Source organism: Caloramator sp. mosi_1, assembly GCF_028622835.1.
Taxonomy (GTDB): Bacteria; Bacillota; Clostridia; order Clostridiales; family Caloramatoraceae; genus Thermobrachium.
This window is the reverse complement of sequence record NZ_CP117677.1, coordinates 60552-86236: the sequence shown is the minus strand read 5'-3', so window position 1 is coordinate 86236 and position 25685 is coordinate 60552. Positions and strand designations below refer to the sequence as shown.

The window sequence follows — 25685 nt, the reverse complement described above, 5'->3', positions numbered from 1 at the left end:
CAATAAAGGACGTTGCAAAAAGGCAAATGTAGGTGTAGGAACTGTATCAAGGGTAATAAATAATCACCCTTCAGTTTCAGAGGAAATAAGAAAAAGAGTGTTAGAAGCAATAGAAGAACTTAACTATAAGCCGAATGCTATTGCAAGGAGTTTAAAGATTAATTCTACAAAAACAATAGGTGTTATAATACCTGACATATCGAGTGCCTTTTATCCTGAGATTGTAAGAGGAATTGAAGATGTTGCAAAAGACTTTAAATACAACATAATACTTTTAAATACAGATTTAAAAAGAGAAAAGGAAAAAGAAGCACTTAATATGCTAAAGGAAAAAAGGCAGATGGAATATTGTTTATAAGTAACACAATCAATAGGACCTTAAAAAGGAATTTAAAACAACTGGCATACCAATTGTATTAATATCAACAAAGGATGCTGAAGAAGAATTCCACAGTGTAATAATAGACAATGAACGTGCTGCTTATGAAGCAGTTAGATACCTGATAAAATTAGAACATAAAAAGATTGCTATGATTGCAGGAGAAAAGAACGATCCAAATGCAGGAATACCAAGACTTGAGGGTTATAAAAAAGCCTTAAAGGAAAATGGTATTGATATTGATGATAATCTAATTTTTATGGAAACTATAAATTTAAAAGCGGTTATGATGCTATGAAAAAGATTTTAAATCAAAAGGATAAACCGACAGCTATATTTGCAGCTTCTGACACTATGGCAGTTGGTGCTGCGTCCTGTGCAATGCAAAGAGGATTTAAGATACCCGATGATTTTTCTTTAGTTGGATTTGACGGTATTGAACTTGCAGAATATTTTTATCCACCCATTACAACAGTAAAACAGCCAAGGTATGAGATGGGAACAAAGGGTATGCAAACCCTTATAAAACTTTTAAATGGTGAAGAGGCACCCAAAAATATTATCTTGAATTATGAGATAATAGAACGAAAATCCTGTAAAGAAATGGGGGGAATATGAATAAAATAAAAAAGTACTATTTAGAAATACTTTTTATATTGCCTTTGGCGTTATATATTTTAGGTTTTACAGTTATTCCAATATTTAAAACTATCCTACTTGGATTTCAAAACAAATCAGGTGTCTTTGGACTTGAAACATATAAATATCTATTTGCTAAAAAGATTTTAATATGGCTATCATTAATACTATTGCAGTTACAATTGTTGGAGTCAGCCTTCAATTAGTTTTAGGTCTTTTTATAGCTATGGCATTAAAATATAACTTTAAAGGTAAAGGCTTAGTTAGGTCACTTGTTCTTTTGCCAATGGGAGTTCCTACATTAGTTTCTGGTGTAACATTATTGTATATTTTTGGAACACAGGGATATTTAAATGAATTTTTGTACAAGTTAGGTATTATAAATAAACCAATAGCTTGGACATCAGGTGGAATAAAAAACATTTTTGTAATTGCTGTAGCAGATTCTTGGAAAGTACTACCTATAGTTGTACTTTTATTATTGGCAGGTTTGGAATCGATTCCAACAGAAGTATATGAAGCAGGAGCCATAGATGGTGCAGGAAAATTACAGACATTCTTTAAAATAACACTTCCTTTGTTAAAGCCGTCAATAACAATGACTGTAATATTAAGGGCAGTTGATTCCTTTAGAATTTTTGAACTTCCGAAGATACTTGCAGGAAGAGTTACACCCTTTTTGGCTACATTAGCATATGATGAATATTCCTATAACAATTTAAATGCTTCAGCTGCTGCATCAACAGTCTTGCTTATAATAATTATGGTATTTATGTTTATATATTTTAGGGCAGTAGAAGGAGGGGCAGAAAGGTAATGAAGGGTAAGTTTTTAAAATCGGCACTATTTTATATTGGAATTGTTCTTATAGTATTATTTATGGTTATACCAGTTTATATTCTTTTAGAATTTCCTTTGCAGTTCCATCAGAAGTATTAACGAGCCATCCAAAGTTTTTTATAACGCAATTTGACTTTAGACATTGGGAGCAGGTGTTTAAGTCAGGTAATTTGTGGCCCCCTTCTTAAAAGTTTAATAGTTGCTACCTTGACAATGGTTTTTGCAATAATAATTGCAGCACCTGCTTCTTATGCTATATCAAGATTTAATAAAAAAATTAAATATGCGATAATACTAACTCTATTTTTACAAGGATGTTTCCTAATGTAGGTATCGCACTTCCTATATCTGTAACCTTTTAAAATGGAATTTACTAGATACAAATATTGGACTGGTTATGGCTCATTTAATTGAACAATTACCCTTTATAGCTTGGATACTTGTATCTACCTTTGAAACGATACCAGTAGACCTTGAAGAGGCTGCATCAATTGATGGTGCAGGAAGAATAAGAACACTTATAAAGGTTGTATTTCCTCTTGCAGCTCCAGGTCTTGCAGTTGCAGCTATGTTTACTTGGTTAAATTCCTGGAATGAGTTTACCTATGCATTATACTTATCACTAACTACAAAGACCTTGCCATTACAAATTTACTATTATGTTTTAAGAGGTGGTTTTTCCAACAAGCAGCTTATTCAACAATATTAACTATTCCTGTTCTTATAATTACCTTTGCTCTTCAAAGGTATATAAGATCAGACTATTTAGGAGGAGCAGTAAAGGGTTGATAACTGCATATGCAGTTTAAATAAAAATTAAAGTTAGAGGGGGAATATAAATGAAATTCAAAACTATTTGCAGCTTCACTTGCATTAGTTTTGACAGTAGGAGTTTTTGCAGGATGTGGTAAAAAGAAAACACAACAAGTGAAACCAAGACACTAAGAGTTACTATGGGACTTGGTGAAGAAGAATGGAAGGTTATGAGGGATGAAATCTTCCCAGAGTTTGAAAAGGCAAATAATTGCAAAATTGAAGCTATTCAAGTTGAATCAGGGGATGTTGTAAAGAAGCTTGAAGCAATGAAGCAAGCTGGAAAAACAGAAATAGATTTAATTGCACAGGATAATATGGCACTTGCACCACTTGTGGATAAGGGATTAGTTGAGGATTTATCAGATTTTAGAAGTAAAATACCAGCAGAGATTATACCTTCATTAACCAAGGTTGGAGAGTTTAATGGAAAACTATACTTCTTACCATTCAGACCAAATGTAGAAATTAATTTTTACAATGAAAATAAATTTAACCAATATGGTTTAACACCTCCTAAGACTTGGGATGAATTACTAAATGTAGCTAAGGTATTGAAGGAAAAGGAAGGAATAGGTAAAGTAGGTATTAAGGCTGTATTTGATGGAAATACAACTGTTCAATTATTTGAGTTTATAAGACAAGCAGGAGGAGATCCACTTGTATTAAACGATGAAGGAAGCGTTAAGGCTTATACATTCTTAAAGGAACTTTGGCCATATCTATCACCAGATTCATTAAAGGCTGACTGGAATACAACTAATAGATTTGTTGCTGAAGAATCAATGTATCTTGCTGCTAACTGGCCATTTGGTGTAAATGTTATCGTTAAAGACGGAGGAAAGAAGGAAATTAAGGCATACGGTGGATTTGCAGGTCCAGTAAAGGCTTCAAAGGTTTTAGGTGGAGACGTTTTAGGAATACCAGTAGGTTCACCTAATAAGGATTTAGCATTAAAGTTTATGGAATACTTAATGTCAAAACCAGTACAAGAAAAGTTGGCTTCAAAGCTTGCTTGGCCTTCAGCAAGAAGTGATGCTTACGGACAAGTTGAAGATTGGCAAAAGCCATATTTTGAAGCTATAAATGAGGCAATGAAGGTTGCAGAACCAAGACCTAATATCGTTTATTGGGCAGATGTAGATAAGGCACTAAATGATGCATTAAAGGAAATTGTATTAGAAGGAAAAGATGTTAAGACTACATTAGATAAATACCATAATGTTATAGAAGATGCAAAACAAAAGGCTGGTAAATAGTAATTTGGCATGCGTTAAGCATGCCAAATTTATAAAGTGGAGACAATAAAGCTCCAGTTATTTAACTAGTATATGGCAGAAGGGAGATGTTGTAATGAATGAAGTAAAAAACAATATAGCTGTTGATGAATGGAAAATAATAGAGAAGGAATTTGATAAAGAAAATAGCATTGTAAATGAAACATTATTTACAGTAGCAAACGGATATATAGGGCTTAGGGAAGCTTTGAAGAAGGCCTTGATAAGAAATATTCAGTAGAAGGCACCTTTATAAATGGTTTTTATGAAACCCACCAAATAAAATATGGTGAAAAGGCCTATGCTTTCCCAGAAATAGGTCAAACTATGCTAAATGTTTTTAATCCAAAGGCTATAAATATAAGTATAGATGATGAAGAGTTTAATATGCTAAACTCAAATATTTTAGAATATGAGAGGGTATTAGATTTAAAGGAAGCTGTACTTAAAAGAAGAGTAGTCTGGAGAACAAAATCAGGAAAAGAGGTAGAGTTAAACTTTGAAAGATTTGCAAGTTTAAAATATAAAAATGCGGCTTTAGTTAAACTGAAAATTAAGCCCCTCAACTTTGATGGGGGAATTGATATAGCATCTTATATGGATTTAGATGTAAAAATTTAACGTCAGAGGATGATCCAAGGGTTGGTTCAGGTATTGTTGGAAGAGCCTTTAATATAGATAAAAGAGTTTTAGAAGATAACAGGTATGAGGTATATTCTACTACTAAGAATTCTAAATTAAATCTAATTTGTTCTATATCTGAGGAGCTAAGTGGAGCCTTAAATTATAATAAAAGATATTTATATGAAGATTATAGGCTTGGTTTTGAGTATAATATTGAAGCTAAAAGAGAAGAGGAAATTGAACTTATAAAGTATGTAGTATTCGTAAATTCAAGAGAGTATGAATTAGATAGATTAGAAGAAATGAAACAAAAAATAACAAAGGAAGTTATAGGATTTGGGTACAATGCATTAAAGGAAGAACAAAAGAAGTATATGGATAACTTTTGGTATAGAGCAGATATAGAAATAGATGGAGATGATTTTTTACAGCAGGGAATTAGATTTAATATGTTTCACATACTTCAATCCACAGGTAGAGATGGACTTACAAACATAGGTGCAAAGGGATTAACTGGAGAAGGATATGAGGGTCACTATTTCTGGGATACAGAAATGTATATTATACCTCTATTTACCTATACAATGCCTAATGTAGCAAGAAAACTCCTTGAGTATAGATACAATACCTTAGACAAAGCAAGAGAAAGGGCAAGAGAAATGGCTCATAAAAAGGTGCCCTTTATGCCTGGAGAACTATAAATGGTGAAGAATGTTCAGCCTACTTTTTAGCATCAACTGCACAATATCATATTAATGCAGATATTGCCTTTGCAATAAAAAGATATTTTGAAGCAACTTGTGATATAGATTTTATGTTAAACTGTGGTGCAGAAATGCTTTTTGAAACAGCAAGAATTTTTGCGGACTTAGGCCATTATGTTGAGGGAAAAGGTTTTTGCTTAGATGGAGTAACAGGTCCAGATGAATATACAGCAATGGTAAATAACAATGCCTACACCAATATAATGGCAAAGGAACATTTACAATTTGCCTATGATATTGCTCAAATGTTAAAAAATAAATATAGGGAAAATTATGATGAATTAAAACAAAAGATTAACTTAGAGGATAAGGAACTTGATGAATGGAAAAAGCATCAGATGGTATGTATATTCCATACGATGACAAATTAAAGATACATCCACAGGATGATACCTTCTTAAGCAAAAAATATGGGATTTTGAAAATACTCCAAAGGATAAGTATCCTTTACTTTTACATTATCATCCACTTGTTATATATAGACATCAGGTATGTAAGCAGGCAGATTGGGTTCTTGCATTATTTTTACACAGTGAAAAATTTTCAAAGGAACAAAAAAGAGGGATTATGATTATTATGAAAGGGTAACAACCCACGATTCTTCTTTGTCACCTTGCATATTTAGCATTGTAGCCTGTGATATAGGATATAAGGACAAAGCATACGACTATTTTATGAGAACAGCAAGAATGGACTTAGATGACCATCACGGAAATACAAAGGATGGAATTCACGCAGCAAATATGGCAGGGTCCTGGATGGGAATTGTTTTTGGATTTGGAGGCTTTAGAATATACAATGATAAAATAAAGTTTGAGCCAATAATACCTGATAAGTGGAAGAAATATTCCTTTAGAGTAAATTATAGAGGACGTCTGATTAAAGTAGAAGTTGATAAGAAGATGGTTAGATTAGAATTATTGGAAGGTGAAGAAATAGAGGTTTTAGTATATGATAGTACTATGATACTTTCAAAGAATAGGGATGTAGAAGTACTAATTTAGGTACGCCTGAGCCACCATTTAGGTGGCTCAAATTATTTATCATTTAAATTGTATAGTAAAAGTAGTTCCCTCTCCTACCTTGCTTTTAACCTGTATGCTACCCCTATGAAGTTTAATTATTTCCTTAGCAATAGAAAGTCCAAGCCCTCCAACACCCTTTTCTTTAACTCTATAAAATCTTTCAAATATATACGGTAGGTGCTCTTCTTCAATTCCTTCACCATTATCCTTTATAGTTATTTGTGGATTATCTTGATTACTAATATTAATTTCAATTATTCCGTCGTCCTTTGTATGTTTTATTGAATTTGATAGTATATTTAATATTGCCATTTCGATGTAATAACTATCGCCGTTTATGAAGGTATCAGTACCATTTATTATAATACTTCTATTACCCTTTAATATTTTTATTTTATCAACTATGTCAATTAATAGCTTATATAGATTTATTCTTTCACTTTTTAAATTTATATTTCCTGATTCAATTTTAGATAGTTCCAAGTTCTCATTAACAAGCTTGTTTAGTCTTTCAACTTCTTCTATTATATCTTGTATATATTCCTTTCTTTCTTCAATAGGAACAATATCATCATAGAGTGCCTCTGCATATCCTCTAATAATTCCAAGTGGTGTTCTAAACTCGTGGGTAACATTTGCTATAAAGTCTCTTCTTAACTTTTCAGTTTTAGATAGGTTTTCAGCCATTGAGTTTATGGTTTTTGAAAGTTCCTCTATTTCATCGTCAGTGTTGATACTAAGTCTTACGCTGTAATCTCCATCTGATATTTTTCTTGCAGCATTATTTATTTCTATTATAGGTTTTGTAAATTTGCTGCTAATTAAGTATGCTCCAATGAAGGATAAACCTATTGCAAATAATAAGAGGTAAGTAAATTGCTTTGATATATTAGATACAGCATTATTTATTTCAACTGTCGGTATATGAATAAATATGGCAAAAACATTGTTGTTAATTTTTGCAGGATAGCCAAGATAAATAATTTTGCTATGCCTTAACATAACTTCATCTGTTCTATAAATAGTTTGACCTTCTAAAACTTTGTTTAGATACGCGTTTTCAATGTTCATTATTTTTCCGGTCATACCCATCATATGTGAATATTCTCTATAAATAATTTTGCCTTCTTTGTCATAAATAGATATTCTTGCATTTAGAGTGCTTGAAATTTTACTTACTTCTGAAGAAAGTTCATTTGGATTTAAAAGATTTTTTCAATAATCCTTGCATAGGAAATAAGTTTATCTTTTTCAGTATTAGAGTAGTATCTGTTTAATATGTTACTTTGAAGCAGTATGTTAAACACTAAAAGAATAATCATAAGAAGGCTTGTATAAACAATTAACTTTAATCTTATTCCCTTCATTTTTTCACCTCAAATTTATACCCAAAACCTCTAACGGTTTGGATATATTCACGATATTCCCCAAGCTTTTCTCTAATGTTTTTTATATGGGTATCAACTGTTCTTAAATCTCCAAAATATTCATATCCCCAAACAGCATCAAGTATTTGCTCTCTTGATATTGCAATGTTCTTATTTTCATAAAGATATAAAAGCAGTTCAAATTCCTTTAAGGTTAAATCAATTTTATTTCCATTTATTTTTACTTCTCTTGCAGATTTATCTATATTAAATTCTTCGGCTTCTTTAGTTTTTGAACTCTTTTTAAAATAGCACGAGTTCTTGCAACTATTTCCCTTGGACTTGCTGGTTTTACAACATAGTCGTCAACACCAAGATCAAAACCAAACAGTTTATCATCCTCTTCACCACGTGCAGTTAGCATAATAACTGGAACTTCACTTTCTCTTCTTATTGTTCTTAAAACACTCCAGCCGTCGCGTTTAGGTAGCATAACATCAAGAATAACAAGTGAATGAGTAATGGGAGAAAATAAATTAATAGCTTCTTCACCATCCTTTGCTTCATCAACAAGATAGCCTTCCTTTTCAAGATAAAGTTTTAAAACACGTCTTAATTTATCTTCATCTTCAACTATTAGAATTCTACTCATAATATCACCACCTAATATTGTTTTAACTATATATTAATATATAAAAACAAAAAATAAAATCAACTTCACAGAATCTACACAAAAATCCCACAAATAAATCACATTATAAAAATATAATCAAAAATAAAGATAATAAAATTATTGGAGGGTGATTAGTATGAAAATGAAAAAGATAGCATTAGGACTATTAGTAGCAGGAGTACTTTCTACAACTGCACTTGCTTATGCAGCAACAAGACCAGTTGATATAGTATCAAAACTTACAGGAAAAACTGTAGAGACACTATATCAAGAAAGGGCACAAGGAAAAACATATGGAACAATAGCAAAGGAAGCAGGAAAGCTTGAAGAATTTAAAAATGAAATGCTAAAGAATAAAAAGAAATATTAGACCAAAGAGTAAAGGAAGGAAGATTAACAAAAGAACAGGCAGATGAGATTTATAATTCAATCAAAAATAATATGGCAAACTGTGATGGAACAGGTTCACAAAGGCTTGGACAAAAATATGGTGTAGGCTTTGGAAATGGTCAAGGAAAAGGACAAGGAAATGGTTTAGGTTTAGGGAAAGGTATGAGAAGAGGATATAATAAGTAATTAGGGGGACATCTCCCTAATTTTTTTATATGATAATCTTTAATAAGTCTTATCTGTATACTTTATAAATTCCTCAATATATTATTTTTATGATATAATGAATATTGAGAATTTTGTGACAAGGTGGGGTAGGGATGTTAAAAGATTTATAGATTTTATTAATAGACAAGCTATATTAATTTTAATTATTGCAAACTTGATAGCGGGGTTAATTCTTATCTATTCAAAAATGATAGTGTACAACCAGTTTTTGCAAAGCCAACATACCATTTTTATTTTATCACCCAAAACTCCATAGATCCCTTTTGGAAAGAGGTAATAATGGGGGCAAAGAAGGCGGCAAAGGATAATAACGTGGTAATAGAATTTTGTTCTCCAAGATTTAATGATCCAAAGGAACAGTTAAAATATCTTGATATTGCTATTTTATCTAAGGTTGATGGAATAATAACTCACGTTTCTACTGCAGAAGATTTTACAAGTTTAATAGATAAGGCATATTTTAAGGGAATTCCAGTAGTAACAATAGAGAATGATGATAATAAAAGTAAAAGGTATTCATTTATTGGTGTAAATAGCTTTGAAGTTGGAAAAAAGGCGGCCGAGCTAATTATGAAAGCAACAGGGGAAGGGCTAATATAGCAATAATTACAAGCAGCGATTTAAACCAAGATATAGTTGAGAATAATTTGAAGATGAATGGATTTTTTAGTGCTATTAGGGATTATCCAGATATGAAGGTTGTAAAAACATACACATCAAAGATGGGAATATTGAGTGCTGAGGAAATAACTCAAAAGATTATAGATTCTGAAGAAAATATAAATGCTATTTTTACTGTAAGTTCAGCCGATACATTAGGGGCAGCACAGCTTGTCGTAGATAGAAACAAGGTCGGTAAAATTGTACTTGTAGGCTATGGAAGTTCAGAAGATATATTAAGATACATTGATAAGGAAATTATATATGGAACTATATCAAGCAATCCCTTTCAGATGGGATATGAAAGTGTAAAGGCTCTTATAGATATAAAATTGTCTAAAAATGTTCCATATTATATAAATACCGAATTAAAAGTTTTAACAAAAGATACAATTGAGGAATTTAAGAAAACTAACAATGAGAATGAAAAAATTATAAAGTGGGAGAGTCTTTATGAATAGAGAGTTTTTAAAGTTTTTCGGTATACGAAAAAAGTTAATAATATACTTTTTATTTATAATATTGTTTTTAAGCAGTATAAGTCTTTTTTCTTATTATAGTGCTAATATAGTTTTAAATAACACAAATAGAATAATAAAGGATTATATTTACATAAATAATGTTAAAAATACTGTAAATAATCTTATTACAGAACTTGAGAAATATTTAACTACTGCATCCTCAGAAAGTCTTCTTAGATATTATGACTACTACAATAGACTCCAAGTGATATCAAGGGAAATACCCAGGGCTTTAGACTACAACGAAGATAATTTAATACTGAAGGATATGGGTAATATGCTTGATGAATTACTATCAGAAACTGACAAGGCTGTATTAGCAAAGCGTGGAAGAATAAGCAGCAGATATATAGCAAATTTTGAGAGAGTTACCCAAATAAGCGAATACATAAATGAGTACAACAATAAGTTATTAGACAATACTTTAAAGGGAGGAACAGAAAGGTATCAAAATATAAATAGCAATATGAGGTTTATAATATTTTTAAACTTTTTGCAATAATTGTATCCGTTATTGTTACATTATATATTGCAGTAGCTGCTACCTATAGATTAATAAGACCAATATCAGAACTATCAAAGTATGCAGAAAGAATAACAGAGGGTGATTTAGAGGTCAAACTAACCCAAACCCATACAGGTGATGAGACAGATATATTAACAGGTGCTTTTATTAAAATGGTTGAGAGCATTAAAAATTATATAGGTGAGCTTAAAAAGCAAGCAGAGATGGAAAATAGGCTTAAAGAGCAGGAACTTCAAAATCTACGAATGGGTAGTCTGCTTAAGGAGGCAGAACTTAAGTACCTTCAATCACAAATAAACCCCCATTTTTTATTTAATACATTAAATGCAGCAGCACAGCTGTCATTAATTGAAGGGGCTGAACAGACATCAGATTTTATTGAAAATATAGCAGAACTATTTAGATACAACCTTAAAAATATTGACGATCTTGTTCCCTTAAGGGATGAAATAGAACACGTTATAAATTATATGCAGATTCTAAAGATGAGGTTTGGAAATAGGATTGATTTTTATACAGATATTGATGAAATGGCATTAGACACTAAAATACCAAGAATAACTTTGCAGCCAATTGTTGAAAATGCCTATATACACGGACTTCAACATCTTGAAAGAAAAGGAGAAATCCACATTAATGTTAAGACAGAACTTGATTATGTATTGATTGATGTAATTGATAACGGAATGGGAATGGATGAGGATTGTATAAAGGGTATAATTTCATCAAATGCAGATGAAGAAATTACAAAAACACGTAACAGGAATAGGAATGAAGAATGTTTTAGAAAGATTAGAGTTATTGTTTGATATAAATGACAGGAACAGATTAATTAGTATTGAAAGTAAGATAGATGAAGGAACTAAAGTAACCTTAAAGATACCAAGATTTAGTATGGGTAAAGGGGGATTAAAAGTATGTTGAAGGTTTTAATAGTAGATGATGAATATCTTGTTCTTGAGTATTTAAAAATGATAATAGAAAAAACTTTGATGATGTAAAAATTGTTGAAACTGCAGGAACAGGACGTGAAGCTATAGAAAAGGCTATTCAAACAAAGCCAGATATAGTTTTTATGGATATACATATGCCTGGAATAAATGGAATAGAGGCTATTAGACAGATTAAGGCTACAAACAGCGATATATATTTTGTAATACTTACAGCCTATGAATATTTTGATTATGCAAAGGAGGCATTAAATCTTGGTGTTTTTGAATACCTTTTAAAGCCTATAAACAAGACAAAGCTCATTGAAACAATTAATAACCTAAAAAATGCAATAGAAAACAGAAAAAAAACATAATGTTAGAGGTAGAATTAAAGGAGAGAATAAATAACATAGTACCCTTCTTAGAAGGACAATTTATAGCATACAAGATGTTTAATATAGGTACATTAAACGATGTGGGTTTCTATGAAAATGTTTTTAATATGTCTTTAAAACAGGGTTATGTTATGAGTATTTCACTTGAAACTGACAGCAAGTTAATAGGTGATACTGTCCATAAGGAAAAGTCTAATAAACAGAATTTCTATGACCTATTTAAAATAAAACTAAAAAGTATCGTTCCTTGTATTATATCTAATCCTTTATTAGATAGGATTGTGGCCTTTATCCCAACTGATGAGGAGGAATATGCATTTTCTAAATATAAGTCCATCGAAATTGCAAAAAGTTAGAAGAAAAGATAAAGGGTGTATCTAATTTGAGATATAGAATAGGAATAGGAGGAGTTTACAGTATAGAAAATTTTAATAAATCCTGTAATGAGGCATATATTGCATCTTCCATAAATAATGGACAAACTATAGTCCATTATGATGATATAAACCCTGACATAAATAATAACGACGTTTATCCTTGGAATCTTGAAACTGCATTTTTAAACTATATAGTTTCAGGGGATTTAAATGGTGCAAAGGAGATATTTAAATCCATATATGTTTGGCTGAGCAATGCATACATTAGTGATGTATACAAAATAAAAACTAAACTTATAGAATTAGCCTTTAGTATAGATAAAGTTATTCCCTACAAAATTGACAATCTAAATATTTTAAAGGAGAGATTTGTTTTAACAGTTCTAAAAGATGAGGAGCTAAATGAAATAAGAAGGAGCTTTTTACAGTATCTTTCAGAAATCTCCTTTGAAATTCAAAATAGAAGACAGCAGCAGGTAGATGATATTATATCTAAGGTTTTAGAGTTTATAAACAAAAACTATAAAGAGGATATATCCCTTCAGGATGCAGCACAGTATGTTAATATAAGCTATCATTATCTTAGTAAAATATTTAAAAATGAAATAGGTAAAGGATTTACTGACTATTTAACAGAATTTAGAATAGAAAAGTCAATGCAGTTATTATCAAACAAGAGCCTTAGTATAAAGGAAATATGCCAAGAGATAGGATATAACGATCCTAATTATTACTGTAAGATATTTAAGAAGATAACAGGAATGACGCCAACAGAATATAGAGCTGCTTGCAGGATAAGGGGGATTATGTTGGTTAAAGATAAGTTTTTAAGAAATTCCATATTGGTTGTACTTCTTCTTCTTTTAATAATACAAACAGCCTTGATTTTTATAAAATTATATAAGCCCTATGTTCATTTATTTTCGGAGGAGAAAAATAAAGATGAAAAAAGAAGATAAGAATAGGTTTTGCCTTAGGGACTCTAAAGGAAGAAAGATGGATTAAAGATAGAGATATTTTGATGGCAAAGGCAAGGGAATTTGATGCAGAAATAATAGTTCAAAATGCCAACAATGATGATCAAGACCAATTAAATCAGGTTAAGTATTTATTGGATGAAGGAATAGATGTACTTTTGCTTGTACCAAACGATTACATAAAGGCCCAAAGTGCAGTTCAAATGGCAAAGGAGAGGGAGTACCTGTAATTTCCTATGATAGACTTGTACTTAATTCAAATGTTGACCTGTATATTAGTTTCGATAATGTTAGGGTTGGAGAGCTAATGGCAGAGGGAATTTTGAGTAAAATAAGATATGGCAACATTTTAATAGTAAATGGAGCAAAAATGACTACAATACAAAGATGATTAAGGAAGGATATGATAAAAAGTTGTCACCGTATATAAGTAATGGACAGATAAAAATAGTGGGGAAGAATGGTCACCTAATTGGATGAGGGAATATGCCTTTAATGTTGTTGATAGGGAACTTCAGAAAAATTCAAAGATAGATGCAGTAATCTCTGGTAATGACAGCTTGGCAGAAGGTGTAATTGAGGCACTGTCTGAACATAGACAGATAGGAAGGGTTTTGGTAGTAGGACAGGATGCAGACCTTTGGGCTTGTCAGAGAATAGTAGAGGGTACACAGCTTATGACTATATATAAGCCTATAGATAGACTTGCAGAAGCGGCAATCAGGATGGCCATAAAGCTTGTTAAAAATGAACCTATTGAGACAAGTAGCAAAATATTTGATGGTAAATACTATGTTCCATATTACGTCTTAGAACCAATTGCAGTAGATAAAAATAATATAGACGAAACAATAATAAAAGATGGGTTTCATTTAAAAGAGGAAGTGTATCTTAAAAAATAATAAACAGGCTGCTGATAAAGATAAAAGATATTTAAACTATAAATTTGCCCCTTGAAAGGATTTTAAAATGAAGTAATGCCAAAGAAATCCCTTCAAGGGGTTTATCTTATCTTTTTCAACAGCAATATAATAAATCTTTTATTTTAAACTGCAAAATTTTGCAACAAAAATTACTTATTATTTTTTAAATATTAAGACAATTAACTAAATTATACTTATCCTGCACAAATACCTACAGAGACAAGTTGAAATAAATATGCAATAATTTAGTTGAAGCTAATTAATCAGAAAATTTTTAATTAGCAAACAAAAACAACAATTAAATCACAGGGGGTTCTATATGAAAAAATTTATTTCAGCTTTATTGTTAGGCTTAATGATGTTTGCTTTGACATCGTGTGGAACAAAAAGTAGATGTTGGTATAGTTTTACCAACAAAGGATGAACCAAGATGGGTTCAAGATGAAACAAGATTTAAGGATGCACTAAAGGACACAAACTATTCAGTTGAAATTCTATTTAGCCAAGGTTCATCAGCAAAGGAAAAGGAAAATGTTGATGCACTTATAGCTAAGGGAATAAAAGTATTAATAATTTGTCCTCACGATGGTAGTGCAGCAGCTGCAGCAGCAGAGGCAGCTAAAAGGAAGGTATAAAGGTAATATCCTATGACAGATTAATAACTAATACAGATGCGGTTGATTACTATGTAACATTTGACAGTGTAGCAGTAGGTGAAGCACAGGCAAGATACTTAGTAGAACAAGCTCAAGGCAAAGGAAACCCATTATATCTATATGCTGGAGCAGCATCAGACAACAATGCATTCCTATTCTTTGAAGGTGCTTGGAATGTTCTTCAACCAAAGATTGCAGATGGAACATTTGTTATAAAGAACTCAAGTGAAGCAGTTGCACTTCAAGGAAAGGCAAAGCTTACTCGTGATGAAATGAGTAGAATAATAGGACAAGTAACTACAAACTGGGATTTTAACGAAGCTAAGAATAAGGCAGAAGCACACTTAACAGCTGCAACAAAGGAAGATAAGGGTAATGTATTTATATTAGCTCCAAACGATGGTACTGCTCGTGCAATAGCAGATGCATTTGCAGCTGATAAGGATGTTACAAGCTATAAGATAACAGGACAAGATGCAGAAAAGGCTTCAATCCAATACATCATCGATGGAAAACAATCAATGACAGTATTTAAGGATGTTAGAACACTTGTTAAGGATGCTATAGGAATGGCTAAAGATCTATTAGATGGTAAAGAACCAAAGACAACTGGCTCATACAACAACGGTAAGATAGATGTTAAGGCAAAGCAAACTGAAGTAATAGTTGTAACACAGGAAAATGTAAAACAAGCCTTGATTGATTCAGGTTACTACAATGCTTCAGATTTTACAGGAATTAAGTAATAGGGATCTCAAGATATGAATAGTGGTAGCTGTAGCTATCACTATTCCTTCATAAAGTATTTAAATGTTAAATCAAGGAGCGAGCGGTGTTATGAGCGATTATATTTTAGAGATGAAAAACATAACCAAGACATTTCCAGGGGTTAAGGCCTTAGATAATGTTAATTTCAAAGTTAAAGAGGAGAAATTCACTGTTTAGTTGGTGAAAATGGTTCTGGTAAATCAACTTTAATGAAGGTTTTAAGTGGTGTGTACCCTTATGGAGAATATACAGGAGATATAGTTTTTAATGGAACTGTTCAAAAGTTTTCACATATATCAGATAGCGAAAGAGTAGGTATTGTAACTATTTATCAGGAACTTGCCCTAATACCAGAACTTACAGTATATGAGAATATATTTTTGGGACACGAAATTAAAAAGGAAAATTTATAGATTGGGAAGAGACAATTGTAAGGGCAAAGGAGATGCTCAAGAAGGTTAAACTTAACATAAATCCTTCGATTAAAATTAAGGACCTTGGAGTTGGAATGCAACAGCTTGTTGAAATAGCAAAGGCCTTAAGTAAAGATGTAAAGCTCTTAATACTTGATGAACCTACAGCAGCATTAAATGAGGATGATAGTGAAAATCTTCTTAAATTAATAAAAGAACTAAAGGAACACGGAGTAACCTGCGTTTTAATATCCCATAAGCTAAAGGAAGTTTTAGAGGTTGCTGATACTATTACAGTATTAAGAGATGGAAAAACAATCTGCACACTTGATGCAAGTAAAGATAAAATAACAGAAAATATCATTATAAAGCATATGGTTGGTCGAGAAATAAATGATATATATCCAAAGAGAAATATAAAGGAGTTTGGTGATAAAGTACTTGAGGTTAAAAATTTAAGTGCCTATGACCTAAATTTGAATAGAGAAATATTACACGATGTATCTTTAAATGTAAGAAAGGGAGAAATAGTTGGAATTGCAGGCCTTATGGGTTCAGGAAGAACTGAACTTGCCCTTAGCATATTTGGTAACTCAAAGGGCTATAGGCTAAAGGGAGATATATATGTAAACGGTGAGAAAAAGAGATTTTTAAAACCAAAGGATGCTATAAAGTCTGGTGTAGCGTATGTAACAGAAGATAGAAAGGGAAATGGTTTAATTTTAATTGATGATATAAAAGCAAATATTACCTTGTCAAACTTAAAGAGTTTATGTGAAAAGGGTTTTATAAATCAAAATGAGGAAATAAAGGTTGCTAATGAATATAAGGAATCTTTAAGGATAAAGGCTCCAACCATACAGCAGAAGGTTGGAAATTTAAGCGGTGGAAATCAACAGAAGGTTTCTCTTGGAAAGTGGCTTTTGCAAGACCATATGTATTAATACTTGATGAACCAACAAGAGGAATAGATGTTGGAGCAAAATATGAAATTTATACATTAATGAATGAGCTTGTAAAGCAGGGTATGAGTATAGTTATGATTTCTTCTGAATTGCCTGAAGTTCTTGGAATGAGCGACAGGGTATATGTAATGTCAGGCGGAAGAATTGTTGGGGAATTGCCAATAGAAGAAGCCACCCAAGAAAAAATTATGGAACTTGCAACTAATTAGGAGGCGTGAATATGGATTTTATAAAGGAAGCAAAACAACTTTTAAAACAAAATGTTCGTGATTATGGAATGTATATAGCCTTAGCAGTTATTATGCTTATATTTACATTAGGAACAGGCGGGCTATTTATATCTTCAAGAAATATAAGCAACTTAATAAATCAAACAGGATATATAGCAGTTTTATCGGTTGGTATGACATTGGTTATTGTAATAAGACACATAGATCTATCAGTTGGATATGTTGCAGGATTTTTAGGAGCAGTAATAGCAATTTTACTTACAAAGTACGGTACACCAGTTCCTGTGGCTATACTTGTAGCATTGATATTGGGTTTATTAATTGGACTTTTCAATGGATATTTAATAGCAAACGTAGGTATACCAGCCTTTGTTGCAACATTAGCAGGTATGCTTGTGTTTAGAGGAGCACTTTTACTTGCAACAGAAGGAACAGGTACAATTATAATACCAAATGAAAGCTTTAATGCAATTGGCAACGGCTTTATTCCAGATATAGCTAATATTAAAGGCGTACATCTTTTAACCCTTATAATAGGAGCTTGTACAATCTTGTTCTATATATATAGTGAGTATAAAACAAGAAAAAATAAACTAAAATACAATTTTGAAGTTATATCTAAACAGATGTTTATATTAAAACTCATATTTATTTCTTTAATAATTGGTTATGTTACTTGGATTTTATCAGGATACAACGGTCTTTCTTGGACAGTAGTTATTGTTATAATTGTAGTTTTGGTTTATCACACAATAACAACAAAGACATCCCTTGGAAGACATATTTATGCAGTAGGTGGAAACCCAGAGGCTGCCAAGCTAAGCGGTATAGATGTTAGTAAAATAACTTTAATAGTATTTGGTTCTATGGGATTACTTGCGGCATTATCGGGAATCTTATATACAGCACGTCTGCAATCAGCAACAACTACGGCAGGAACATTGTTTGAACTTGATGCAATTGCAGCAGCCTATGTTGGTGGTGTTTCAGCGGCAGGTGGTGTAGGAAAGGTTACAGGTTCAATAGTTGGTGCACTGGTTATGGCTTCTCTAATAAATGGTATGAACCTAATGGGAGTTGGTATATCATATCAGTACATCATAAGAGGTGTTGTTCTTGCAGCAGCAGTAATATTTGATGTAAAGACACGTAACAAGAGCAGGTGATAAGAAAAGTTCCCCCTTTTTATAGTGGTAAAAAGGTAAAGGTTATAATTTTAAAATAACCTTTACCTTTTTAAATTAAATTAAAAATATTGTCGAAAATTTAAAATTGAAAAAGAATTGTGACGATGTTAGAATAAAAATATAAATTTTATTAAACAGAAAAAGGAAAAAGGAGGAGGGATTTATAAAATGAAAAAATAAAAAGAGGAAAGCTAAGAAACAAGCTGACAAGTATTATAGTGCTAATCGCAATTATTCCTCTATTATTAGTATCTTTTATTCTTGTTAATAATAGTATTAAGCTTGTGGAAGAGAAGGTAAATAACTTAACAAAGCAGATATCTATTGAAAAGGCTGCATATATTGATTCTTTGATTGATGTGTCAATGGTAGCTACGGATTCAATAACTAAAAATGAAACAATACTTACAGGCAATAAAGAAAATATAGTTTCTACATTAACAAATTATAAGACATCAAACCCAAACTTTTTTCAAGTGTATATAGGAAAACAAAACAAGGAGTTTATTATAATTCCACAGAAGGAAATGCCAAAGGACTATGATCCAACTCAAAGACCTTGGTATAAAGAGGCAACAAGTAATTTCGGAAATACTATTATAACTAAACCTTATAAGTCAACTACAACAGGATATATGATGGTAACAGTTGCGAAGGCATTTAGATTAAGTGATGGAACTGAGGCAGTTGTTGGTATAGATATAACTTTAGAAGCACTTATTGATCACATTGTAAAAACAAAGGTTGGAAATACAGGATATGCATCATTATTACTTGAGGATGGTACTATAATAGCTCATCCTAATAAAGATATGGTTTTAAAGAACATTGTTGATGAGTTTGATTTTGGTAAAAGTATAATAGAGAAAAAGAGTGGAAATTTAAAATATAAGCTTGACGGAGAAGATAAAATAAGTGGAATACAACAATCAAAGCTTACTAAATGGATTGTAGTTTCAACTATGAATGAAAGTGAATATAGAAGTGAACTAAGTAAGAGTATATATAAAGTTATTATAATATTAATTTTAACATTGATTTCAATAATAGCTTTAGGGTATTATTTATCAATTCAGATCACAAAGCCTTTAATTAATCTGTCGGCTTTAATGAAAAGAGCACAAGAGGGAGATTATACAATAGAAGTAGAAGTTAACCAAAACAATGAAATTGGCGATATTCAACATAGCTTTAAGAGTATGGTAGAATCACAGAAGAATATGATTAAGGAAATTATAGAAAATGCAAATGATGTATTGAGCCAATCGGAGGGATTATCATCAATTTCTGAAGAAATGGCATCATCATCAGAGGAACTTGCTAAAACTATTCAACAAGTTGCAGAGGGTTCATCTACACAAGCAAATGATTTACAGGACATAGTTACGTTGATGGAAGACTTGTCAAACAAGATAGAAAGCTTATATGGAGAGTTAAAAAATGTTAAAGCTGAAACAGATAATGCAACCTATAAAGCAAAATCAGGAAAGGGAGAAATAGAAAGATTAGTACAGTCTATTGGTGAAATTCAAAAATCCTTTGAAGTTGTTGTTGATAAGGTAAATAATTTAACAACATCTGTTAAGGAGATAAACAATATAACAAATGCTATAAATACAATTTCTGAACAGACTAATTTACTTGCTTTAAATGCCGCAATAGAGGCTGCACGTGCAGGAGAAGCTGGACGAGGATTTGCTGTGGTTGCAGAGGAAGTTAGAAAACTTGCAGAAGAATCTAAAAAGTCTACAGCAGAGATTACACAACTTATTAATTTAATTCAGTTAGACGTTGAAGAGGTTATAAATTCATCTAATAATGTTAATAGTTTAGTAAAAGAACAAACTGCTGTTGTTGAAAATACAGTTACTGCCTTTGGTGAGATATTAGAGTCTGTTGAAAAGGTGGCACCGCTTATAGATAACACATATAGAGAGATGGATACTATGGAAAAGGCAAAAATGATGTATTACAAAAGGCAGAAGGAGTTACTGCTGTTGTTCAAGAAAATACAGCAGCATCTGAAGAGGTTGCTGCATCCTCTGAAGAACTTTCAGCATCTTCAGAGGAGGTTGCATCAACAGCACAAAGCTTAAGTTCAATGGCTAATAGCTTAGTTAATATGGTTAAGAAGTTTAAAATTGAAGGATAATTGCCCTTGACAAATTATATCTATTTGTTATTATAAAATTTAACATAAACAGCAACAGAAGTCGCACACTTCTGTAAGTGGGTGATGAATGTTGCTTGATAAATTCTTCTTTTATGATATAATTATTATTGATGTAGCGAAAACCAAGCTAAAATAAACCATGTAATTGGTATATCTGGGGAAGGAACAGCCCTTTGAGCGTGGGATAACTTGCTCCGCTGGGAGTATTGACCACGAAGCCACCACTTCTATAAGTGGAGGTAGTTCACGAAACTAATATTTGTGCTATGATAGGAAGGAGTAGCTGAATAAGTTGCTTTTAGCGAACCGAGGAGGGTGAAAGCTCGGTAGTAACCTTCAGTGAAGGGCAGCCTTGAGCACTACCTTAAAGTTGGGCGTTATGCCAATAAGGGTGGAACTGCGGAAGTAAACCTTTCGTCCCTTGCCGGGATGAAGGGTTTTTGTTTTGGAAAAAATAAAATAGAGGAGGTACAAAAATGGCAGTTGAAAAGACAATGGATAAGATTGTTTCCCTTTGTAAAACAAGAGGTTTTGTTTTCCCAGGGTCAGAGATATACGGAGGACTTGCGAATACTTGGGATTATGGTCCACTTGGAGTTGAATTTAAAAACAACGTAAAGAAGGCTTGGTGGAAGAAGTTTATACAGGAGAGTCCATATAATGTAGGAATTGACTGTGCAATTCTTATGAATCCTGAAGTTTGGGTTGCATCAGGTCACGTTGGTGGATTCTCAGACCCTCTTATGGACTGCAAAGAATGTAAAACAAGATACCGAGCTGATAAACTAATAGAAGATTTTATGAAAAGCCAAGGCGTTGACAACCCAATTGTAGATGGTTGGAGCAATGAAAAGATGAAACAGTACATAGATGAAAATGAAATTGCTTGTCCAGAATGTGGAGCAAAAACTTTACAGACATAAGACAATTTAACCTTATGTTTAAAACCTTCCAGGGAGTAACAGAAGATTCAAAGGCACTTGTTTATCTAAGACCAGAAACAGCACAGGGTATATTTGTAAACTTTAAAAATGTTCAAAGAACAACAAGAAAGAAACTTCCCTTTGGTATAGGACAAATAGGAAAATCCTTTAGAAACGAAATAACTCCAGGAAACTTTACTTTTAGAACAAGAGAATTTGAACAAATGGAGCTTGAATTCTTCTGTAAACCAGGAGAAGACTTAAAGTGGTTTGAATATTGGAAGGAATATTGTAAAAACTGGCTTTTAAGCCTTGGTATGAAGGAAGAAAACATAAGGCTTAGAGACCATTCAAAGGAAGAACTTTCCCACTACAGCAATGCTACTACTGATATAGAATATAAGTTCCCATTTGGTTGGGGAGAACTATGGGGAATTGCAGATAGAACAGACTTTGACTTAAAACAACACATAAATCATTCGGGAGAAGACCTTGTTTACTTTGACCCAGAAACAAACGAAAAGATTGTTCCATACTGCATAGAGCCATCTGTTGGTGCTGATAGAGTTGCACTTGCTTTCTTGATAGATGCTTATGATGAAGAAGAGTTAGAGGGTGGAGATGTAAGAACAGTTTTAAGACTACATCCAGCACTTGCACCATTTAAGGCAGCAGTATTACCTCTATCAAAGAAGCTATCTGATGAGGCAGTTAAGGTATATGAAATGTTAAGCAAGAAGTTTATGGTTGACTTCGATGAAACAGGAAGTATAGGAAAGAGATATAGAAGACAGGATGAGATAGGTACTCCATTCTGTATAACATTTGACTTTGATTCATTAAATGATAATTCAGTTACAATAAGAGATAGAGATACAATGACTCAAGTTAGAATACCAATTGAAGAAGTTGCAAAATATATAGAAGAGAGATTAGAATTCTAAAGAGGTGTAGTTTATGGAAATAGATGCAAAGGCACTTGTTCTTATGAAGAGGGAAAATGGAGTCCTACAAGAGGAACTTGGAAGCTATCAAATTGAAGAGGGTTTAAATTTAGTTTATAAGGCGTATGTAGAAAACGATAAGGTCTATCTTTTCCTTACAACTAAGGATGATGTTACAGATGAAGAATTTACCCAAATATATGATATGTATAATATAGATGAGTATAGCCAAATGGGTTATAGTGTAGAAGAGATAGATGATGAATACAATCCAATGTGGTGTGTTCAACTTGATTTTGTAGATGATCACCAGGAGATGGAAGAGAGATTAAATGAGGTAATTTTATATCATAATAGCGAGATAAATAGGATATATGAGGAAATAAGATAAGATTAATTTAAAAGGGTAGTTAAAACCATTAACTACTCTTTTTATTTAAAAATTGAATACTAAACATTATTACTAAAATTTAATCACTATTCTACAAAATATTACATAAAATTATGACAAAAAATACAAATAATTTTTGAAAATTTTGATATAATAAAAATAAAGTGTGGTGACAAGAATGATTACTAAAGAATTATTATCAAAAGAAATGCAAAAGTTAGATGAAATGGTAGCAAACTTTGAAAAATACACCTATGAAGAAATTTTAAAAGCAGAGTCAGCTGGTAGATAGTCTTATACTTTATTTTATGAAAAATAAAGTTGTAATGAGAGAGCAAAAATGATTAAAAATACCCCTTTTCTATAAAAAGAATTGATAGTACAGGGGGCATTTTTTAATGATTTATCTTATTATTACCTTTGTTATTTCCTGTGAAGGGCCTTCAAAAACCTTTATTTTCTTTAGTTTCTTTATATTAGGATAAATAAACTTTTTATCTACATCAAAAATCATAAGTTTAAAATACATCCAAATATTTTTAAATTCAAGCTTTTTGAAGTTATTTTTATCAATAAGTCCAGGTATAACAATTTCAATTTTATCTTTGTAAATAAAAACTTCTATACACCTATTTATGTTTAGGTAATTTCTTTCAATAATTGCTTTAGAAATACAAAAATTTATAACATCTATATTGTCATATTTTTTAATAGAGGATATATAATTACTTACAGCATTTAGCTGATTTAAAATATTACCTGCAAATAGTTTTACACTAACCTCTGAACTTGATGCAAAATCCTTTATTAAAATAGATGTGTGGGAAAATAGAGCTGAGTATTGTTTGAGAAAGAAGTACTCCTCCAACTGTAGGATATATTTTTTAGTTTCCCTGTCCTGGTATAAAAATCCCGAAGAAATAAGCTGTGCATCATCCCTTTGAAAGCTAAGGCCAGAAAGAGTGAAATATTTTTCTACAAGATTAAAGTCAAAGTCTGAAACTTGGGCATTAAAAACAGGGGTTTGTTCAATGTGAATAAGTCCATATTCTTGAAGCATATATGCAATCTCTTCTTTGTGCATAAAATCAGTTGTAGAACCGCGTCTAATATAAAAGGCTCCGTTTTCCTTAAGCTGATGAGGTTTGTTGTTTGAACTATATATGGTTATAATTCCAAGATACTTACCGTGAAGATTTACAAGTTCTGCTGATATGGTAACAGGAGGGTCAAGCCTTGTGCTTATTATCTGTTGTATTTTTTCCTCGTTAAAATCCTCCTTATTAATACCTACCACTTTTTGGTTTTATCCTCAACACCATAAATAATGTACCCTCTTCCTCCAAAGCTGTTGGCTATGGCACACACATCCCTTGCAAGTTCCTTTTTCTCACTTTCTGTATTTAAAGCTATATCCTCTTTAAAATCAAGTTTTGGGCCTTCAGGCTTGGATAATAGTATTTGAAGTTTTTTATATCCACATATCTTCACCTCATTATTATTATATTCTTCAATATGAAATAATTGGTTTACTAATGTATATTTTTAATGTATAATTTATTTTTATAAAACACATTTAAATTAATTATATTTTACGTTAAATTTTGTATTTAGTTGTTAAGATTTATTAAAAATAGTCGATAAATAAATGTTGAATAAAATCTGTGGGGGTATACTAATGTTTTTAAACGAAGGAATAAGGAAATTGCGGTAACAAAAATGACTTCGTACCAGAAGTTTCTTTAAACCAAAAGGATGCAAGACTTGCTCTTTTAAAGAAAAATCAAAGGGCTATTGTAAACAGAATAACTTCAAAGCTTGATGAAACAAAAATACTACGCAATCCCTAATAGGTTCTATAACTACAATAACAAAAGATGTAGAAATTCAGATGCAGGCAATAGAACATCTTGTTCACGAAATAAACCAGTATACTGCACTTGCAGAGGAAGTTTATGCAAGCACAATAAACTCAGAACAGATAGCAGAACAAACCTTAGAAACTGCAAAAGGGGTAATAGTGCCGTTGAAGTTTCAATAGAGGCAATGAATGAAATAGAGACATCAATGAACTATGTAAAGGATGCAGTTGTTTCACTTGAAGAAAAGGCATCTCATATAAATGATATGCTTAAAATAATCAGAGATATTGCAGAACAGACAAACCTTTTATCACTAAACGCCTCAATAGAAGCAGCTCGTGCAGGAGAGGCAGGTCGCGGTTTTGCAGTTGTTGCAACAGAGGTTAAAAAGCTTGCAGAGAGAAGTAGAGAATCTGCAGACAAAATTTCAAATACTATTCAAGAGATAAATTCAAGTATAAAGCAAACAATAGATGCAATTCAAAAGAGCAACCTTAAGGTTAAAGAGGGTGTTGAAAAGGCAAACCACACAATGGATGTCTTCAACAATATCATTGAAGCTGTAAACACAACAGCAAGAACTTCGATTGAAATTAAAAATGCAATTCAGGAACAGACTCATAGCCTTGAGAAGGTTATAAACTCTACAGAGGAAATGAACAAGACATCTGAAAAGGTTATGTCAAAGGTAGAATCAACTGCTCTCTCAACAGAATATACAAAAATGCAATAGAAACCCTAATTGAAGTATCAAAGGATTTAAAAAATGTTTCAGATAATCTTTTAAACAGAATAGATGAAGTAGAAGAGGATAGTAGAGTTTTAAGAACTACAATAAATGGA

Annotated in this window: 29 protein-coding genes and 10 pseudogenes; 34 read left to right on the top strand and 5 right to left on the bottom strand. The window is 31.8% G+C overall.

The annotated features are described in order from the left end of the window. Positions 1–97 precede the first annotated feature (97 nt). The 13 genes and pseudogenes from PL321_RS00610 to PL321_RS00550 all read left to right on the top strand — a co-directional run bounded on the left by PL321_RS00610 (position 98) and on the right by PL321_RS00550 (position 6340). A complete protein-coding gene (locus tag PL321_RS00610) occupies positions 98–358 on the top strand; it encodes a LacI family DNA-binding transcriptional regulator (RefSeq protein WP_273963114.1) in 261 nt (86 codons plus the stop codon). Positions 359–404: 46 nt separating this feature from the next. Beyond that, positions 405–677 carry a hypothetical protein gene (locus PL321_RS00605; protein ID WP_337961018.1) on the top strand — a complete coding sequence of 91 codons (273 nt, stop codon included), beginning with the start codon at positions 405–407 and terminating at the stop codon, positions 675–677. Beyond that, positions 674–997 (top strand): substrate-binding domain-containing protein, encoded by a 324-nt coding sequence (locus PL321_RS00600; protein WP_273963113.1) that lies wholly within the window; start codon positions 674–676, stop codon positions 995–997. Before PL321_RS00605 ends, PL321_RS00600 begins: the two co-directional genes overlap by 4 nt. Continuing rightward, positions 994–1224, top strand: coding sequence for a hypothetical protein (locus PL321_RS00595; protein WP_273963112.1), 231 nt, complete (start codon positions 994–996; stop codon positions 1222–1224). Before PL321_RS00600 ends, PL321_RS00595 begins: the two co-directional genes overlap by 4 nt. Beyond that, positions 1170–1835 carry a carbohydrate ABC transporter permease gene (locus tag PL321_RS00590; RefSeq protein ID WP_273963111.1) on the top strand — a complete coding sequence of 222 codons (666 nt, stop codon included), beginning with the start codon at positions 1170–1172 and terminating at the stop codon, positions 1833–1835. The genes PL321_RS00595 and PL321_RS00590 overlap by 55 nt, the downstream gene beginning before the upstream one ends. Then, entirely contained in the window at positions 1835–1957 is a 123-nt protein-coding gene (locus PL321_RS00585) for a hypothetical protein (protein ID WP_273963110.1), read from the top strand. Before PL321_RS00590 ends, PL321_RS00585 begins: the two co-directional genes overlap by 1 nt. Positions 1958–2255: 298 nt before the next feature. Beyond that, positions 2256–2567 (top strand): ABC transporter permease subunit, encoded by a 312-nt coding sequence (locus PL321_RS00580; RefSeq protein WP_273963109.1) that lies wholly within the window; start codon positions 2256–2258, stop codon positions 2565–2567. Between the two features lie 244 nt (positions 2568–2811). Continuing rightward, positions 2812–3930: an ABC transporter substrate-binding protein gene (locus tag PL321_RS00575; RefSeq protein ID WP_273963107.1), complete on the top strand. Its 1119-nt coding sequence runs from the start codon at positions 2812–2814 to the stop codon at positions 3928–3930. 94 nt (positions 3931–4024) lie between these two features. Next, positions 4025–4569, top strand: a pseudogene (locus tag PL321_RS00565) (hypothetical protein). Between the two features lie 305 nt (positions 4570–4874). After that, positions 4875–5273, top strand: coding sequence for a hypothetical protein (locus PL321_RS00560; RefSeq protein WP_273963105.1), 399 nt, complete (start codon positions 4875–4877; stop codon positions 5271–5273). Continuing rightward, positions 5270–5707 carry a hypothetical protein gene (locus PL321_RS00555; RefSeq protein ID WP_273964317.1) on the top strand — a complete coding sequence of 146 codons (438 nt, stop codon included), beginning with the start codon at positions 5270–5272 and terminating at the stop codon, positions 5705–5707. The genes PL321_RS00560 and PL321_RS00555 overlap by 4 nt, the downstream gene beginning before the upstream one ends. A gap of 37 nt (positions 5708–5744) precedes the next feature. Beyond that, positions 5745–6037: pseudogene (locus PL321_RS20635) on the top strand (glycoside hydrolase family 65 protein); the annotation flags it as partial. Beyond that, on the top strand, positions 6011–6340 hold the full coding sequence (locus PL321_RS00550; RefSeq protein WP_443110709.1) for a glycosyl hydrolase family 65 protein: 330 nt from the start codon (positions 6011–6013) through the stop codon (positions 6338–6340). The pseudogene PL321_RS20635 and the gene PL321_RS00550, both read left to right, overlap by 27 nt. A gap of 39 nt (positions 6341–6379) precedes the next feature. On the opposite strand, the gene PL321_RS00545 is transcribed toward PL321_RS00550, so the two are convergent. From PL321_RS00545 to PL321_RS20630, 3 genes and pseudogenes are all read right to left on the bottom strand, one after another. Then, on the bottom strand, positions 6380–7456 hold the full coding sequence (locus PL321_RS00545; RefSeq protein WP_273963103.1) for a sensor histidine kinase: 1077 nt from the start codon (positions 7454–7456) through the stop codon (positions 6380–6382). A 107-nt stretch (positions 7457–7563) separates the two neighbouring features. Further along, positions 7564–7728, bottom strand: a complete 165-nt coding sequence (locus tag PL321_RS00540) for a hypothetical protein (RefSeq protein WP_273963102.1) — start codon at positions 7726–7728, stop codon at positions 7564–7566. Continuing rightward, positions 7725–8380: pseudogene (locus PL321_RS20630) on the bottom strand (response regulator transcription factor). The gene PL321_RS00540 and the pseudogene PL321_RS20630 overlap by 4 nt, the downstream one beginning before the upstream one ends. Before the next feature lie 157 nt (positions 8381–8537). Between PL321_RS20630 and PL321_RS19320 the strand changes: the two are divergent. The 19 genes and pseudogenes from PL321_RS19320 to PL321_RS00450 all read left to right on the top strand — a co-directional run bounded on the left by PL321_RS19320 (position 8538) and on the right by PL321_RS00450 (position 22980). Continuing rightward, the gene (locus PL321_RS19320) at positions 8538–8771 is read left to right on the top strand and encodes a hypothetical protein (protein ID WP_337960907.1); all 234 of its coding nucleotides are present in this window, start codon (positions 8538–8540) and stop codon (positions 8769–8771) included. Then, positions 8765–8809: pseudogene (locus PL321_RS20625) on the top strand (hypothetical protein); the annotation flags it as partial. The gene PL321_RS19320 and the pseudogene PL321_RS20625, both read left to right, overlap by 7 nt. 33 nt (positions 8810–8842) lie before the next feature. Further along, entirely contained in the window at positions 8843–8977 is a 135-nt protein-coding gene (locus tag PL321_RS19315) for a hypothetical protein (protein WP_337960906.1), read from the top strand. 321 nt (positions 8978–9298) lie between these two features. Further along, a pseudogene (locus tag PL321_RS20620) lies at positions 9299–10140 on the top strand (substrate-binding domain-containing protein). Next, positions 10133–10702, top strand: a complete 570-nt coding sequence (locus PL321_RS00520) for a CHASE3 domain-containing protein (RefSeq protein WP_273963101.1) — start codon at positions 10133–10135, stop codon at positions 10700–10702. The pseudogene PL321_RS20620 and the gene PL321_RS00520 overlap by 8 nt, the downstream one beginning before the upstream one ends. Beyond that, a pseudogene (locus PL321_RS19300) lies at positions 10681–10836 on the top strand (hypothetical protein); the annotation flags it as partial. The gene PL321_RS00520 and the pseudogene PL321_RS19300, both read left to right, overlap by 22 nt. A gap of 42 nt (positions 10837–10878) precedes the next feature. Then, a complete protein-coding gene (locus PL321_RS00515) occupies positions 10879–11535 on the top strand; it encodes a sensor histidine kinase (RefSeq protein ID WP_273963100.1) in 657 nt (218 codons plus the stop codon). Further along, complete coding sequence (locus tag PL321_RS00510) at positions 11498–11650, top strand: hypothetical protein (protein ID WP_273963099.1); 153 nt, start codon at positions 11498–11500, stop codon at positions 11648–11650. Before PL321_RS00515 ends, PL321_RS00510 begins: the two co-directional genes overlap by 38 nt. Before the next feature lie 79 nt (positions 11651–11729). Next, a complete protein-coding gene (locus tag PL321_RS00505) occupies positions 11730–12032 on the top strand; it encodes a response regulator (RefSeq protein ID WP_273964316.1) in 303 nt (100 codons plus the stop codon). After that, the gene (locus PL321_RS00500) at positions 12032–12409 is read left to right on the top strand and encodes a hypothetical protein (RefSeq protein ID WP_273963098.1); all 378 of its coding nucleotides are present in this window, start codon (positions 12032–12034) and stop codon (positions 12407–12409) included. Before PL321_RS00505 ends, PL321_RS00500 begins: the two co-directional genes overlap by 1 nt. A 26-nt stretch (positions 12410–12435) precedes the next feature. Further along, positions 12436–13389 carry a helix-turn-helix domain-containing protein gene (locus PL321_RS00495; protein ID WP_273963097.1) on the top strand — a complete coding sequence of 318 codons (954 nt, stop codon included), beginning with the start codon at positions 12436–12438 and terminating at the stop codon, positions 13387–13389. Between the two features lie 62 nt (positions 13390–13451). Further along, a pseudogene (locus tag PL321_RS20615) lies at positions 13452–13798 on the top strand (substrate-binding domain-containing protein). 85 nt (positions 13799–13883) lie between these two features. Next, positions 13884–14309 (top strand): substrate-binding domain-containing protein, encoded by a 426-nt coding sequence (locus tag PL321_RS00480; RefSeq protein WP_273963094.1) that lies wholly within the window; start codon positions 13884–13886, stop codon positions 14307–14309. 398 nt (positions 14310–14707) lie between these two features. Further along, positions 14708–15732, top strand: a pseudogene (locus PL321_RS00475) (sugar ABC transporter substrate-binding protein). Between the two features lie 91 nt (positions 15733–15823). Continuing rightward, positions 15824–17341 (top strand): annotated as a pseudogene (locus PL321_RS00470) (ATP-binding cassette domain-containing protein). A gap of 11 nt (positions 17342–17352) precedes the next feature. Continuing rightward, positions 17353–18528, top strand: coding sequence for a sugar ABC transporter permease (locus tag PL321_RS00465; protein WP_273963093.1), 1176 nt, complete (start codon positions 17353–17355; stop codon positions 18526–18528). Between the two features lie 305 nt (positions 18529–18833). Beyond that, positions 18834–20645 carry a methyl-accepting chemotaxis protein gene (locus tag PL321_RS00460; protein WP_273963092.1) on the top strand — a complete coding sequence of 604 codons (1812 nt, stop codon included), beginning with the start codon at positions 18834–18836 and terminating at the stop codon, positions 20643–20645. Positions 20646–21198: 553 nt separating this feature from the next. Further along, positions 21199–22589, top strand: a pseudogene (locus PL321_RS00455) (glycine--tRNA ligase). Between the two features lie 13 nt (positions 22590–22602). Next, positions 22603–22980 (top strand): DUF6762 family protein, encoded by a 378-nt coding sequence (locus tag PL321_RS00450; protein WP_273963091.1) that lies wholly within the window; start codon positions 22603–22605, stop codon positions 22978–22980. A 403-nt stretch (positions 22981–23383) separates the two neighbouring features. Here the strand turns inward: PL321_RS00450 and PL321_RS00445 are convergent, their stop codons facing one another. Continuing rightward, the gene (locus tag PL321_RS00445; protein ID WP_273963090.1) at positions 23384–24277 is read right to left on the bottom strand and encodes an AlbA family DNA-binding domain-containing protein; all 894 of its coding nucleotides are present in this window, start codon (positions 24275–24277) and stop codon (positions 23384–23386) included. Beyond that, a complete protein-coding gene (locus tag PL321_RS20610; RefSeq protein ID WP_273963089.1) occupies positions 24271–24471 on the bottom strand; it encodes an AlbA family DNA-binding domain-containing protein in 201 nt (66 codons plus the stop codon). The genes PL321_RS00445 and PL321_RS20610 overlap by 7 nt, the downstream gene beginning before the upstream one ends. Before the next feature lie 400 nt (positions 24472–24871). Here PL321_RS20610 and PL321_RS00435 point away from each other — a divergent pair, with 400 nt between their 5' ends. Both PL321_RS00435 and PL321_RS00430 read left to right on the top strand, forming a co-directional pair. After that, positions 24872–25021 (top strand): hypothetical protein, encoded by a 150-nt coding sequence (locus PL321_RS00435; protein ID WP_273963088.1) that lies wholly within the window; start codon positions 24872–24874, stop codon positions 25019–25021. A gap of 5 nt (positions 25022–25026) precedes the next feature. Further along, the gene (locus tag PL321_RS00430) at positions 25027–25575 is read left to right on the top strand and encodes a methyl-accepting chemotaxis protein (protein ID WP_273963087.1); all 549 of its coding nucleotides are present in this window, start codon (positions 25027–25029) and stop codon (positions 25573–25575) included. The last annotated feature ends 110 nt before the right edge of the window (positions 25576–25685 follow it).

Coding starts and splice junctions, on each gene's coding strand:
- PL321_RS00450 (WP_273963091.1), top strand. CDS start 22,603: ATGGAAATAGATGCAAAGGCACTTGTTCTTATGAAGAGGGAAAATGGA.
- PL321_RS00435 (WP_273963088.1), top strand. CDS start 24,872: ATGCAGGCAATAGAACATCTTGTTCACGAAATAAACCAGTATACTGCA.
- PL321_RS00595 (WP_273963112.1), top strand. CDS start 994: ATGAATAAAATAAAAAAGTACTATTTAGAAATACTTTTTATATTGCCT.
- PL321_RS00560 (WP_273963105.1), top strand. CDS start 4,875: ATGAAACAAAAAATAACAAAGGAAGTTATAGGATTTGGGTACAATGCA.
- PL321_RS00580 (WP_273963109.1), top strand. CDS start 2,256: ATGGCTCATTTAATTGAACAATTACCCTTTATAGCTTGGATACTTGTA.
- PL321_RS00575 (WP_273963107.1), top strand. CDS start 2,812: ATGGGACTTGGTGAAGAAGAATGGAAGGTTATGAGGGATGAAATCTTC.
- PL321_RS00515 (WP_273963100.1), top strand. CDS start 10,879: ATGGTTGAGAGCATTAAAAATTATATAGGTGAGCTTAAAAAGCAAGCA.
- PL321_RS00540 (WP_273963102.1), bottom strand. CDS start 7,728: ATGAAGGGAATAAGATTAAAGTTAATTGTTTATACAAGCCTTCTTATG.
- PL321_RS00480 (WP_273963094.1), top strand. CDS start 13,884: ATGAGGGAATATGCCTTTAATGTTGTTGATAGGGAACTTCAGAAAAAT.
- PL321_RS00550 (WP_443110709.1), top strand. CDS start 6,011: ATGAGAACAGCAAGAATGGACTTAGATGACCATCACGGAAATACAAAG.
- PL321_RS00500 (WP_273963098.1), top strand. CDS start 12,032: ATGTTAGAGGTAGAATTAAAGGAGAGAATAAATAACATAGTACCCTTC.
- PL321_RS00520 (WP_273963101.1), top strand. CDS start 10,133: ATGAATAGAGAGTTTTTAAAGTTTTTCGGTATACGAAAAAAGTTAATA.
- PL321_RS19320 (WP_337960907.1), top strand. CDS start 8,538: ATGAAAATGAAAAAGATAGCATTAGGACTATTAGTAGCAGGAGTACTT.
- PL321_RS00590 (WP_273963111.1), top strand. CDS start 1,170: ATGGCTATCATTAATACTATTGCAGTTACAATTGTTGGAGTCAGCCTT.
- PL321_RS00465 (WP_273963093.1), top strand. CDS start 17,353: ATGGATTTTATAAAGGAAGCAAAACAACTTTTAAAACAAAATGTTCGT.
- PL321_RS00430 (WP_273963087.1), top strand. CDS start 25,027: ATGAATGAAATAGAGACATCAATGAACTATGTAAAGGATGCAGTTGTT.
- PL321_RS00585 (WP_273963110.1), top strand. CDS start 1,835: ATGAAGGGTAAGTTTTTAAAATCGGCACTATTTTATATTGGAATTGTT.
- PL321_RS00600 (WP_273963113.1), top strand. CDS start 674: ATGAAAAAGATTTTAAATCAAAAGGATAAACCGACAGCTATATTTGCA.
- PL321_RS00545 (WP_273963103.1), bottom strand. CDS start 7,456: ATGATGGGTATGACCGGAAAAATAATGAACATTGAAAACGCGTATCTA.
- PL321_RS19315 (WP_337960906.1), top strand. CDS start 8,843: ATGGCAAACTGTGATGGAACAGGTTCACAAAGGCTTGGACAAAAATAT.
- PL321_RS00510 (WP_273963099.1), top strand. CDS start 11,498: ATGAAGAATGTTTTAGAAAGATTAGAGTTATTGTTTGATATAAATGAC.